Here is a 12,564-nt window from a genome sequence, read left to right as displayed (position 1 = left end):
CGTGCCGCGTGGCGTTGCACCGTAGCTGAATTCAAGCCCCATGGATCGTCGTTCTGCCATTCGGCATGCCGGCATTGCCAGCGTTCTGGCGACGGGCCTGGCCCCCGCTGTGCATGCCCAGGCCGCCGTGCGGTGGCGCCTGGCGTCCAGCTTCCCCAAGTCGCTGGACACCATCTACGGTGGCGCCGAGGTTTTTTCCAAAGCCGTCAAGGCCCTGTCGGCGGGCCGGTTTGAAGTTGCGGTGCATGCCGCCGGAGCGCTGGTTCCCGCGTTCGATGTGCTCGATGCGGTGCAAAGCGGCACGGTGGAAATGGCCCACACGGCACCTTATTACTTCTATGGCCGCAACCAGGCGTTCGCCCTGGGGTCGGCCATCCCGTTCGGGTTCAATGCGCGGCAAATGAATGCCTGGATGCTGCACGGCAACGGACGGCGGCTGATGGACGATTTTTATGCGGGCTACAACCTGCTCAGCTTTGCCGGTGGCAATACTGGTACGCAGATGGGCGGCTGGTACCTCAAGGAGATCCGGGGTGTCGCCGACTTCAAGGGCATGCGGATGCGCTTGGGAGGTGGGCTGGTGGGCGATGTGATGACCCGGATGGGTGCGGTTGCGCTGGACATGCCGGGCGGCGACATTTACCAGGCCTTGCACCAGCGCAGCATTGACGCTGCGGAATGGGTCGGGCCTTATGACGACCAGAAACTGGGGTTCCACAAGGTTGCGCCCTACTATTACTATCCGGGCTGGTGGGAGGGCGGGCTGGAGCTGGATTTCTTCATCCATCGCAAGGCCTACGATGCGCTCCCGGCCGATTTGAAGGCCATTGTCAACGCGGCTGCTTCATTGGCCCATGCCGACATGCTGGCCAAGTACGACGCCTTGAACCCCAATGCACTCAAGCAACTGGTCATGGCCAGAACCAAGGTGCTGCCGTTTCCATTGCCGGTGCTGGACGCTGCGTTTCGGTCGGCGATGGAGGTGTTTGCGCAGAACGATTCCCGCAGCCCTGAGTGGAAAAAGATCTACGCAGACATGCGCAACTTTCAGCGCGATCAGATCTTCTGGTTTCGCTTTGCCGAGGCGCGCTTTGACAGCTTCATGTCAACGCAGCGGATCTGACAGGCCGAGCGCGGCGGCAAGCCCGCGATGCTTGCAAAAGGCTGAAGCCTTGCGCCGCTTGCGGCCCCTGCGGGGGAAAACCCGCAAGAGGCGGGGTGGGCATGTTCTTACAATCGATTTCGGCTCGTTAAACCCTCGGCTGGCAATGCAATCCCTATGCTGGTCGAGTTCTGCAAACAATACTTCGGAGAGAACCTCATGGATCGTCGCTCACTTATCAAGCACACGGGCATTGCCGGTGTGCTGGCCGCTGGCGTTGCGCCTGCTGTTCACGCCCAGGCCGCAGTGCGCTGGCGTCTGGCTTCCAGCTTCCCCAAGTCGCTGGACACCATCTTCGGCAGCGCCGAGTTGCTGTCCAAGAACGTCAAGGCGATGTCCGGCGGCAAGTTTGAAATTTCCGTGCACCCTGCGGGCGAGCTGATGCCCGCTTTCGGCGTGGTTGATGCGCTGCAATCGGACACCATCGACATGGCGCAGTCTGCGGCCTACTACTTCACCGGCAAGGACCCCGTCTTTGCGTTCAGCTGCGCAGTGCCTTTCGGCCTGACGGCGCGCCAGAGCACGTCCTGGAAAAAATACGGCAATGGCGGCAAGCTGCTGGATGCCTTCTTTGAGAAGTACAACTTTCACACCGCCAGTGCGGGCAACACCGGCACGCAGATGGGCGGCTGGTACCGCAAGGAAATCAAGACCGCTGCCGACCTCAAGGGCCTGAAAATGCGCATGGGTGGCGGCGTGTTCGGCGAGGCCATGGCCAAGCTGGGCGTGGTCTCGCAGAACATGCCGGCCGGCGATGTGTACCAGGCGCTTGAAAAAGGCACCCTGGATGCCGCCGAGTTCGTTGGCCCATACGACGATGCCAAGCTGGGCTTCAACAAGGTTGCTCCCTTCTACTACTACCCCGGCTGGTGGGAAGGCGGCGCTGACCTGGAATTCTTTGTCAACAACAAGAAATTCGCCGCGCTGTCCGAAGAAAACAAGGCCATCCTGAAGGCCGCCATGACGGCGTCTGCCACCGACATGACCGCCAAGTACGACGCCTACAACCCGATCGCATTGAAGAAGTTGGTGGCTGAAAAGACCAAGCTCACGGCCTTCCCCAAGGCGGTCATCGACGCCGGCTTCAAGGCCTGCATGGAGGTGTACGCAGAGCACACCGCCAAGTCGCCCGAGTTCAAGAAGATCTACGAAGACATGCGCACCTTCCAGCGCGACCAGATCTTGTGGAACCGCTTCTCCGAGTTCCCTTACAACCAGTACATGAACAGCGTCAAGATCTGACGACCCGTTGCTCTTGACGGCCCGTGAGGGCCGTCAGCTACCCACCAAGCCGCGCATGACGCGGCTTTTTCTTTGGTGTTCCGGCGGCGCACCTGCGGGTCACGCCATAAAAAAATAAGGCCCCGCAGGGCCTTTATGGATGGAGTGGGCTGCCGCCATTTGATGGCGGCCCACTCTGGGTCAGGTGGCTGTGTGCCGACGGGGTTAGTTCGTCGGCTTCTTCAGGGCGTCTTCCATGGCCTTCAGGGGATCGTCGGCGGGGGCTGCGTCCGGTTCTGGCATGGGTGGTGCGGCATCGGGCGCTGGTGTTTCAGCGGCAGGAGCCGGCTCCTCGCTGGCGCCATACGGCTCCTGGCCATAGGGTTCACTCTCGGCCGGCCCGCCCAGGGTGTCGCGCATCTGGTCGCCAATGCTCTCCATGTTGTATTCCACCTTGGCGTCCAGCGCACCCGTGACGATCCCGGGGAACGCAATCAGAAGGCCCACCATGGTCAGCTGGATCAGCAGGAACGGAATGGCGCCCCGGTAGATCTGCATCGTGGTGACGGGCTGCATGGTCTTGCGCGTGACGCGGTCGATGTAGGGCTTGTCGGGGGCCACCGAGCGCAGGAAGAACAGCGCAAAGCCAAACGGCGGGTGCATGAAGGAGGTCTGCATGTTCACCGCCAGCAGCACACCAAACCAGATCAGGTCGATGCCCAGCTTGTCTGCCACGGGCGCGAGCAGGGGCACCACGATGAACGACAGCTCGAAGTAGTCGAGGAAGAACGCCAGGAAGAACACCATCAGGTTCACCGCGATCAGGAAGCCGACCTGGCCGCCAGGCAACGTGGTCAGCAGATGCTCCACCCAGACAGGGCCGTCGGCCGCCTGGAACACCAGGCTGAACGTGGTGGCGCCAATCAGGATGAACATCACGAAGCTCGACAGCTTGGTGGTGGAGGCGAGGGCCTGCTTGAGCAGCTTCATGTCCAGGCGCTTGCGTGCCCAGCCCATGATCAACGCGCCCATGGCACCCATGGCGCCGCCTTCGGTGGGCGTGGCAATGCCCAAAAAGATCGTGCCCAGCACCAGAAAGATCAGCAGCAGCGGCGGGATCAGCACAAAGGTCACGCGTTCTGCCAGGCGCGAGAGCAAGCCCAGCTTGAAACCCTTGTTGAGCAGTGCAATGACCAGCGCCACCGCCGTGCCACCGCACATGGCGACCACGACCTTTTCGTCGGTGGCCACGGATGTGACCAGTTCGCCTTGCCACCAGCTGTGCACGTCGGCCATGTGGCGCGCCAGGAAGATCGACACGGTGGCCGACAGCGCGGCCAGAATGGCCAGCGAGGTGTAGCCGCCGCTGCCGTTGGGTTCGCGGTAGGTGCGCGCTTCCGGCGGCAGGGCGGGCACCTGGTGGGGCTTGAACACCGCCAGAAACATCACATACAGCACATACATGCCCATCAGCATGAAGCCGGGGAGGAAGGCGCCCTTGTACATGTCGCCCACGCTCTTGCCCAGCTGGTCGGCCATCAGGATCAGCACCAGTGACGGCGGAATGATCTGGGCCAGCGTGCCGGAGGCGGCAATCACGCCGCTGGTCAGCCGGCGGTCATAGCCGTAGCGCAGCATGATGGGCAGCGAGATCAGGCCCATGGAGATCACCGATGCCGCTACCACGCCGGTGGTGGCAGCCAGCAGGGCGCCCACAAAGATCACGGCCAGAGCCAGACCGCCGCGCATGGGGCCAAAGACCTGGCCCACGGTGTCGAGCAAGTCCTCGGCCATGCCGCTGCGCTCCAGTATCAGCCCCATGAGCGTGAAGAAGGGAACGGCCAGCAAGGTGTCGTTGGCCATGATGCCAATGAGGCGCTGGGGCAGCCAGGCCAGCACCGAGCTGGGGAAAATGCCCATCTCGATACCGACAAAACCGAAGAACAGGCCGCAGGCGCCCAGGCTGAAGGCCACCGGGAAGCCCAGCAGCAGGAACAGGATCAGCCCCGCAAACATGAAGGGGGCGAAATTGGTCGCGAAGAATTCCATGATGAAGATGCTCCGTGGGCTCAGCGTGTGGGCGTGGCGGGTGGGGTGGTGCCCGCAGCGGCAGCGGCGGCGGCATCAGCTGCTTCCTGTTGCTGGCGCAGGATTTCGACCAGCTCCTCTTCGGACGATTTCTCGACCAGGCGGCCCATGGGGTCGGGGCCCTGGCCGCGCAGGAAGGCAATGCGCTTGATCAGCTCGGACCAGCCTTGCAGCATCAGCAGCGTGAAGCCCACGGGCAGCGCCACCCACACGGGCCAGCGGATCAGGCCACCGGGGTTGCCCGACATTTCGCCGGTCTGGTACATCTGCACGACCAGAGGCACGCTCAGGTACAGCACCACGATGCACAGCGGCGTCAGAAAAAGCGCAAAGCCCACGATGTCGATCCACACCTGTACGCGCTTCGGTAACCGGCTGTTGACCACATCAATGCGCACATGCTCGCGGTGCAGCAGCGTGAACCCGGCTGCCACCAGGAAAGACCAGGCAAACAGGTACCACTGCGCTTCCAGAAACGCATTGGAGCTGACCCCGAAAATCTTGCGCACCAGCGCGTTGATGGCGCTCACGGCGGTGGCCGCGAAAATGAGCCAGATGACGTACTTGCCGACAAAGGCGTTGAGTGCGTCTATGGCGCGTGAAAGTTTGAGTAAAGCCTGCATGGGCGTCTCCAATCTGAAAGCTGTGCGTGCGACATGCCCGCCCGGTCGCTCAGGGGCGCGCGGGATCGACGAATTTTGACAACCGCGCGATTCTACGGAGCACTGTAGGCGCAGGCTGACGGCAGCGTGACGGTGTTATCCCTTTGCGGTGGCTGATTTAGCAGCTTCTAAAAGCATAGCAATCAGGGTTTATGCCTAGGGTCTGCGCCCCGCTTGCGACTGCTGAATCGCCACCACGGCAGCACCGTGCTCATGGCCAATACTTCGCCGCAGTGCAAGGGGGTGTAGCCCGGCAGCGTCTGCATGTGCGCCAGCCACTCGGGTGTTTGCAGCAGGTGGCGCAATGCCCGCGTGGCGGGTTGGTCCAGCGTGGATTTGAGGCAGGCCAGGTGGTAGCGCTCATGCACCAGGGGCACAAAATCCAGCCCCCGGGCATGGGCCGCCAGGGCAATGCCCATGCCCACGTCGGCCGCACCGGCCGCCACAGCCTGCGCCACGGCGCCGTGCGACGGCTCGTTCAGGTCATAGCCGGTGATGTCTTCGGGGGTGAGCCCGGCCATGGCCAGCAGGTCGCCCAGCAGCACGCGGGTGCCGGTGCCCAGCGGCCGGTTCACAAACCGGGCGCCGGTGCGCGCCACATCGGCCAGGGTGTGCAGCCCCAAGGGATTGCCGCGCGCAACGATCAGCCCCTGGGTGCGCCGCGCAAAGCCAATGATCTTGTGCCGCCCCGGTTGCAGCAGCGGGCGGTAGGTGCGTGCCGCCAGCGAATCGGCCGCGGGGTCTTCGAGTGTGTGAAACCCTGCCAGCGTGCACCGGCCCTCGTTGAGCGCGCGGATGGCGTCCACGCTGCCGGTGAAGCGGATATCGAGGTGCAGCGCGCCACCCTCGCCGGGCATGGCGGCGTGGGCGCGCAGCGCGCCCAGGGCATCGTCGTGGCTGGCATACAGGGTCAGCACATGGGTACTGTCGTCAAACGCCACGGCAAAGGCGCGCTCCAGATCCGCGTGCAGCGCGGCAATCTGCGGTGCCAGACGCGCCTGGGCCTGGCGCTCGGCCCACAGCAGCTTGGTGCCGAACTCGCTGAGTTGGGCCGACTGGCCCTTGCCCCAGGTAACGAGCTCGCCGCCCAGCTGGTCTTCCCAGCGCTTGAGGGCGCCCCACACATGGCGATAAGACAGCCCCAGCGTGCGCGCCGCGGCCGAGATGGAGCCCTGCTGCGCCACCGCCTGCAGCATCTCGGGCAGCGGGTTGCGGATCAGGGCGTCGCCGGCATCGCGGCTGAGCGTGTAGTGAAGTTGGACCCTATGCACAGGTGTTCATATCGCTGGATTTTGATTCGGTGCATACGATAGTCGAATCCATGTCCACTCTCTCTGAAAGCGCCATCACGGCGCTGCACCTCACGCTTTCGGCCGACCCCGTCTTGTGGACCATTGTGGGCCGCTCTCTTGCTGTCAGCGGCACGGCCTGCCTGCTGGCCTGCGGTGCCGGGCTGGTGCTGGGCGCGTGGCTGGGCGTGGCGCGGTTTGCGGGCCGGGGCGCCGTGCTGGCCTGGCTCAACACCATGCTGGCCGTGCCTTCGGTGGTGGTCGGGCTGGTGGTTTATCTGCTGCTGTCGCGCAGCGGCCCGTTTGGCGCCCTGGGCTGGCTTTTCACGTTCAAGGCGATGGTGATCGCCCAGACCCTGCTGGTGCTGCCCGTGGTCACGGCCCTGACCTGCCAGTTGGTGGCCGATGCCGAGCGCGGCCATGGCGAGCAATTGCAATCGATCGGCGCGGGCACCGTGATGCGCAGCCTGCTGCTGGCCTGGGACGAGCGCTATGCCCTGCTGACGGTGCTGATTGCATCGTTTGGGCGCGCCATTTCCGAGGTGGGCGCCGTGATGATCGTGGGCGGCAACATCGACGGTTTCACGCGCGTGATGACCACTGCCATCGCCCTCGAAACCAGCAAGGGCGACCTGCCGCTGGCCCTGGCCCTGGGGCTGGTGCTGCTGGCGGTGGTGCTGGCGCTGAACGTGCTGATTGCTGCGTTGCGGCGCTGGCGCGAAGGCGTGGATGGCACCTCGCGGGGCGCCCTGCCCGGAGTGCTGGCATGAGCGTCGCGCCTGCCGCTGCTCTGTGGCCCGATGCGCAGACGGTTGCCCGGGCACCGGTGGCCGTGCCCGACCAGCCTCCGGTTTTCTCCCTGCACGGCGTGGGCGTGCGCTATGGCCCGGTGCAGGCGCTCCACGGTGTGAATCTGACGGTGTCCTTGGGCGAACGTGTTGCGTTGATCGGCGCCAATGGCTGTGGCAAGAGCACGCTGCTGCGCGTGCTGCACGGCCTGGCGAAACCCAGCAGCGGGCGCTTGTCGCACGACCCTGGCGTGCGGCAGGCCATGCTGTTCCAGCGCCCGCACATGCTGCGCACCAGCGCCCAGCACAACGTGGCGCTGGGCCTGTGGCTGCACGGCGTGCGCTGGCGCGAGGCGCGGGCGCTGGCACTGGCGGCCTTGCAGCGCGTGGGGCTCGAAGGCATTGCCGCACAAAACGCGCGCACCCTCTCGGGCGGCCAGCAGCAAAGGGTGGCGCTGGCGCGGGCCTGGGCGCTGCGGCCCGATGTGCTGCTGCTCGACGAGCCCACCGCCAGCCTCGACCCCCATGCCAAGCGCGAGGTCGAGCTGCTGATGGCCGACCTTGCCGCCAGCCATGGCCAGGCGGGCCCGGGCCACCCTGTAACCATGGTTTTCAGCAGCCACAACCTGGGCCAGGTCAAGCGGCTGGCCAGCCGGGTGATTTATCTGGAACACGGCTGTGTGCTGGCCGATTTGCCCGTGCACGATTTTTTCAACGGCCCCTTGCCCGACGCCGCGCGATTGTTTGTCAAAGGAGAAATGGTATGAAGAATTTAAAGTCTTTTTGGCCTCTGGCGCTTATTGGTAAAGCGCTTCCAGCTATCGTTTTTGTAGTTGGTGGGGCTGCCCATGCGCAGTCCATCACCATGGCGTCCACCACGTCCACCGAGCAGTCGGGCCTGTTCGGTTATCTGCTGCCCGAGTTCAAGAAGGCCAGCGGGCTGGATGTGAAGGTGGTGGCCCTGGGCACGGGGCAGGCGCTCGACACGGCGCGCCGCGGCGATGCGGATGTGCTTTTCGTGCACGACCAGGTGGCCGAAGAAAAGTTTGTCGCCGACGGCTGGGGCGTGAAGCGTTACCCCGTGATGTACAACGACTTCATCCTGGTGGGTCCCAAGAACGATCCCGCCGGTGTCAAGGGCAAGGACATCGTGGATGCGCTGAAAAAGCTGGCCGCTGGCAACGGCGATTTTGTCTCGCGCGGCGACAAGAGCGGCACGCACGCCGCCGAGCTGCGCTACTGGAAGCTGGCCGGCGCCGATGCCGCCAAGGGCAGCGGCTACAAGGAATGCGGCTGTGGCATGGGCCCGGCGCTCAACATTGCGGCATCCAGCGGCGCCTATGCGCTGGCCGACCGCGGCACCTGGCTCAACTTCAAGAACCGCGCCGATCTGGCCGTGCTGGTGGAGGGCGACACGCGCCTGTTCAACCAGTATGGCGTGATGGTGGTGAACCCCGCCCGGCACCCGCATGTGAAGGCGCAGGACGCGCAGAAATTCGTGGACTGGGTGGTCTCGCCCGCAGGCCAGACGGCGATTGCCAACTACAAGATTGGCGGCGAGCAGCTGTTCTTCCCGAACGCTGCGAAGTAACAAGTCGCGCGTCTAAGCGCGTCAAACAAGGCCATTCAAAAAGATCCAGCGGTCCAGCCCCTGGCGTGCCCCAACCCGTGCGACCAGTGGAACTGGATTTGCCAGGCCACCGGGGCCGGGGGCGTCCTCCTCTGGGGAAGGCACTGGGCGCATCAGGGGGCTACCGGTCCCTGCTGCTGCGCCAGATGGCGCGCATCAGCCACAACCCGCAGACCACGGCGCCAAAGAAGCCGAGAAAGCCAAAGGCCGGCAGCCCGAACAGCGTGGGCCCGCCCTGCACGGTCATCACGATGGAAGAGCCAATGATGAGGGCGGCAATGATCAGTGCCATTGCGAGCCGGTTGGCAGAGCGGTCGATCTGGTCGCCCACCCGCTTGAGGTGGGCCAGCTCGATGCCCACCTGCAGGCGGCCCCGGCGTGCGTTGCGCAGCAGGCGTGCCAGGTCGTCGGGCAATTGCTCTGCGGTGTCGAGCGCCCGGCGCAAGGTCTGCCAGGCGCGGCCGGCCAGTGCGCGCGGCTGGTAGCGTGCGCGCAGCACCTGGCGCAGTAGCGGCAGGGCTTCGGTGGTCATGTGAAATTGCGGGTCGAGATTGCGCCCCATGCCTTCCAGCGAAATAAAGGCCTTGATGAGCAGTGCCAGGTCGGGCGGCAGGCCCAGGTGGTGTTCGCGCAGGATGCTGGTCACATCGGCCAGCATTTGCCCCAGCTGCAGCTGCGCCAGGGGCACGCCGTGGTATTGGTCGACAAAGGCTTCCACCTCCATCTCCAGTTGCCCTGGGTCCACGCCATGGGCGTCGCCCGCCCAGTCCAGCAGCACATCGGCCACCGCCTGCGGCTGGCGCTCTACCAGGCCCAGCAGCATTTGCAGCAACTCGATGCGCCTGCGCTCTGACAGGCGGCCCACCATGCCAAAGTCGATGAAGGCGATGCGGTTGCCTGCAAGGTAAAACACGTTGCCCGGATGCGGGTCGGCATGGAAGATGCCATCTTGCACAATCATCTGGAGCACGGCCTGGGCGCCGCGCCGGGCCAGCACGGTGCGGTCAAAACCGGCTTCGGGTGTCAGCGCATCGAGCTGCCCGCCAGGCACGCCCTGGATGAATTGCTGCACGTTGATGCGTTCGCTGGTGTGCTGCCAGTGCACGCGCGGCACCACGATGAAAGGCAGGCTGGTGAGATTGCCGGCAATGCGCTCGGCACTGCGGCATTCGCCGGCCAGGTTCAGCTCGCGCCGCAGCGAGCGGGCAAATTCGCGCACCAGCTGCTGTGGCCGGTAGGGCTGTAGCGCGGGCAGTTCGGCTTCGGCCAGCGCTGCCAGCCGCTCCAGCAGGCGCAGGTCGGCCTCGATCACCTCGCTGATGCCGGGGCGGCGAATCTTGACGACCACCTCGCTGCCATCGTGCAGCTGAGCGCGGTGCACTTGCGCAATCGATGCCGCGGCCAGGGGCTCGGTGTCAAAGCGTGCAAACACCTCTTCGGGCTCGCCGCCCAAATCTTCGCGCAGCTGGGGGCGCAGAAGCTCCAGGGGCACGGCCGGCACCTGGCTGTGGAGCTTTTCAAACTCGGCGATCCAGTCGGGGCCGAACAGGTCGGCGCGGCCTGCCAGGAGTTGCCCGAACTTGACGAACGTGGGCCCCAGTTCTTCCAGCGCCAGTCGCACCTGGACTGGTGGCTCGATGCGGGTCAGGTCGCCGGCCAGGTTCCAGTGCAGTGCCTGGCCGGCGCGCTCGAGCTGGTCGGCCAGGCCCAGGCGGCGCACCGTGTCACCGAATCCGTGGCGCACCATCACGCCCAGAATTTCTTTCAGGCGGCCCAGCTCGTGCGCGGCTCCCAGGGTCTCGATCAGCATGCGGTGATGATAGCCCGGTGCCTGCACTGTCTTCCTGCAGCGCTGTGCCATGGCGTTGCGAGCGACCGGGAGTGTGGCCGGCTTTGGTAAGGGCCATGCGTGGGTCTTGCTGGGCCAGCGCCTGATCGACGGCGCCGCCAAGGGCATGGCCGAAGACTTTTTTAGCGCTTAGACAACGCGATGCAGCGGTGGGCGATGGCAATCCCCCCGGTGGCATCCCGGTATGGGTGTGGGTGGCCGGCGCGGCGGCGTGGGTGCTGGTAGCGTGGTGGTGCTAAGTTCTCTCTGTGCTGCTGCGCGTCTTTCCCCAAATGGGCGCGCCAGTTTCATCGGAAATGGGTGCGGCGGCGCAGGGTGATGTTGAAAACGGTGTCAATAGATTGGGTGATGAAGCCATGGAAAACCTGGATGTGATGGTGTTGCGCACGCTGCACGGCTGGCGTACTGCCGGCCGGCGCGCGCTGCTGGCCACGGTGGTGCGTACCTGGGGCTCATCGCCCCGGCCTGTCGGTTCGATCATGGCGTTGTGCGAGGATGGGGCGGTGGTCGGCTCGGTGTCGGGCGGTTGCATTGAAGACGACCTGATTGACCGTCATACCCAGGCCTATGCGCAGAGTGCGCCGCCGGGCGGTGCCCGTCCCGGTGCGGACCACCGCATTCCCAGCGGCCCGCCATCGTTCGTGAAATATGGCGTGTCTGCCGACGAGGCGCACCGCTTTGGCCTGCCCTGCGGCGGCACGCTGGAGTTGCTGCTGGAATACGACCCCGATCCCGCCAGCCTGGCCGCGCTGATCGCGGCGCTCGAATCCGGCCGGCTGGTGCAGCGCAGCGTGCGCCTGGCCGACGGCGTGGCAACGCTGTCGCTGGCAACCACCCCCGGCGATCTGGTGGTGGATGCCGTGCAGCTCACCAACATCTTTGGCCCCGAGTACCGCATGCTGCTGATCGGGGCGGGCCAACTGGCCGAATACCTGGCCACCATGGCGCTGTTCAGCGGTTTTGCCGTCACGGTGTGCGATCCGCGCGAGGAATACCGGGGCAGTTGGAGCGTGCCCGGCGCCACCGTGGTGAGTGACATGCCCGATGACGTGGTGCGGGCCTTCAAGCCCGACCGCCGCAGTTGCGTGGTGGCCCTCACGCACGACCCCAAGCTCGATGATCTGGCGCTGCTGGAGGCGCTCAACACCGAGGCGTTTTATGTGGGCGGCATTGGCTCGCGCCGCAACAACCAGGCCCGCCGGGCCCGCATGATCGAGCATTTCGAGCAGACCGAAGAGGGCCTGCAACGTCTGCGCGGGCCGATCGGCATCTACATCGGCAGCAAGACCCCGCCGGAGATCGCCGTGAGCGTGATGGCGGAAATTTTGGCGGTCAAGAACGGCGTGACCCTGCCGCGCGATATGCAGGTGGCCCAGGCCAAGCACGACCGCGAGGTGCCGCCCAACGATCCTGGGGCGACGGTCTGCGGCGTGCGATAGCGGGCATGCGCTCAAGGGCGTTTGCCGCCCGGTGTCTGCCCGGTGTCTGCGTGCGGCGTTTTCTTTCGCAGTGCGCATGCTGCCTGTGTTTCGCCCAGAAAAAAGCCCTCCGAAGAGGGCTGTTTTATGCCAGGGCCTGGTGCCGAGACAGTGCCGATCAACCGCCCTTCTTGGAGCGCTTGCCGGGGTTCTTCTTGCTGCGGGTTGCAACACCACGCTCCAGGCTCACGCGCTGACCACGGCCAGACGTGGGCAGGCTCACGCCGGGCAGGGGCTTGGGTTGGGGGGTGCGCTTGCGGTCTGCTTCGGTGACGATCTTGTTGCCCATGGTAGGTCTCTGAGATAGTGGAAAAAAGAGGGATATTAGGCCACAGCCGAAATCAGCGTCTTTCAGCAGGCCTTTGCCGCGCCATCGCTGGAAGGCAGGCGATAGGAA

The 12,564-nt window shown here is 65.0% G+C and carries 12 protein-coding genes; 7 read left to right on the top strand and 5 right to left on the bottom strand.

Features of this window, described 5'->3' with window-relative positions; genetic code table 11:
- The first annotated feature begins 40 nt into the window (after positions 1-40).
- Together CCX87_RS13330 and CCX87_RS13325 are read left to right on the top strand one after the other, a co-directional pair.
- Positions 41-1,123 (top strand): TRAP transporter substrate-binding protein, encoded by a 1,083-nt coding sequence (locus tag CCX87_RS13330; RefSeq protein WP_087746978.1) that lies wholly within the window; start codon positions 41-43, stop codon positions 1,121-1,123.
- Positions 1,124-1,321: 198 nt separating this feature from the next.
- Positions 1,322-2,404: a TRAP transporter substrate-binding protein gene (locus tag CCX87_RS13325; protein WP_087748334.1), complete on the top strand. Its 1,083-nt coding sequence runs from the start codon at positions 1,322-1,324 to the stop codon at positions 2,402-2,404.
- 204 nt (positions 2,405-2,608) lie between these two features.
- Here the strand turns inward: CCX87_RS13325 and CCX87_RS13320 are convergent, their stop codons facing one another.
- The 3 genes from CCX87_RS13320 to CCX87_RS13310 form a co-directional block, all read right to left on the bottom strand.
- Positions 2,609-4,432 carry a TRAP transporter large permease gene (locus tag CCX87_RS13320; RefSeq protein WP_087746976.1) on the bottom strand — a complete coding sequence of 608 codons (1,824 nt, stop codon included), beginning with the start codon at positions 4,430-4,432 and terminating at the stop codon, positions 2,609-2,611.
- A gap of 20 nt (positions 4,433-4,452) precedes the next feature.
- The gene (locus tag CCX87_RS13315) at positions 4,453-5,094 is read right to left on the bottom strand and encodes a TRAP transporter small permease subunit (protein WP_087746972.1); all 642 of its coding nucleotides are present in this window, start codon (positions 5,092-5,094) and stop codon (positions 4,453-4,455) included.
- 182 nt (positions 5,095-5,276) lie between these two features.
- Positions 5,277-6,404, bottom strand: a complete 1,128-nt coding sequence (locus CCX87_RS13310) for a substrate-binding domain-containing protein (protein WP_087746969.1) — start codon at positions 6,402-6,404, stop codon at positions 5,277-5,279.
- Positions 6,405-6,454: 50 nt separating this feature from the next.
- Here CCX87_RS13310 and CCX87_RS13305 point away from each other — a divergent pair, with 50 nt between their 5' ends.
- Genes CCX87_RS13305 through CCX87_RS13295 form a run of 3 tightly spaced genes read left to right on the top strand, consistent with a single transcriptional unit; the run spans position 6,455 to position 8,801 of the window.
- The gene (locus CCX87_RS13305; protein WP_087746967.1) at positions 6,455-7,192 is read left to right on the top strand and encodes an ABC transporter permease; all 738 of its coding nucleotides are present in this window, start codon (positions 6,455-6,457) and stop codon (positions 7,190-7,192) included.
- Positions 7,189-7,977, top strand: a complete 789-nt coding sequence (locus CCX87_RS13300) for an ABC transporter ATP-binding protein (protein ID WP_087746964.1) — start codon at positions 7,189-7,191, stop codon at positions 7,975-7,977. Before CCX87_RS13305 ends, CCX87_RS13300 begins: the two co-directional genes overlap by 4 nt.
- A complete protein-coding gene (locus CCX87_RS13295) occupies positions 7,974-8,801 on the top strand; it encodes an extracellular solute-binding protein (RefSeq protein ID WP_087746961.1) in 828 nt (275 codons plus the stop codon). The genes CCX87_RS13300 and CCX87_RS13295 overlap by 4 nt, the downstream gene beginning before the upstream one ends.
- A gap of 160 nt (positions 8,802-8,961) precedes the next feature.
- Here the strand turns inward: CCX87_RS13295 and CCX87_RS13290 are convergent, their stop codons facing one another.
- Positions 8,962-10,650 (bottom strand): ABC1 kinase family protein, encoded by a 1,689-nt coding sequence (locus tag CCX87_RS13290; protein WP_087746959.1) that lies wholly within the window; start codon positions 10,648-10,650, stop codon positions 8,962-8,964.
- Between the two features lie 49 nt (positions 10,651-10,699).
- On the opposite strand from CCX87_RS13290, the gene CCX87_RS21575 reads away from it, so the two are divergent.
- The gene (locus tag CCX87_RS21575; RefSeq protein WP_335622361.1) at positions 10,700-10,822 is read left to right on the top strand and encodes a hypothetical protein; all 123 of its coding nucleotides are present in this window, start codon (positions 10,700-10,702) and stop codon (positions 10,820-10,822) included.
- 223 nt (positions 10,823-11,045) lie between these two features.
- Positions 11,046-12,128: an XdhC family protein gene (locus CCX87_RS13280; RefSeq protein WP_087748333.1), complete on the top strand. Its 1,083-nt coding sequence runs from the start codon at positions 11,046-11,048 to the stop codon at positions 12,126-12,128.
- 157 nt (positions 12,129-12,285) lie between these two features.
- Here the strand turns inward: CCX87_RS13280 and CCX87_RS21130 are convergent, their stop codons facing one another.
- Positions 12,286-12,456 (bottom strand): hypothetical protein, encoded by a 171-nt coding sequence (locus CCX87_RS21130; protein WP_198314713.1) that lies wholly within the window; start codon positions 12,454-12,456, stop codon positions 12,286-12,288.
- Positions 12,457-12,564: the final 108 nt, after the last annotated feature.

The organism is Acidovorax sp. T1 (genome assembly GCF_002176815.1).
Lineage (GTDB): Bacteria > Pseudomonadota > Gammaproteobacteria > Burkholderiales > Burkholderiaceae_C > Acidovorax.
Note: the sequence above shows the minus strand (reverse complement) of the source record. Positions and strands in the feature narration are given on the sequence as shown.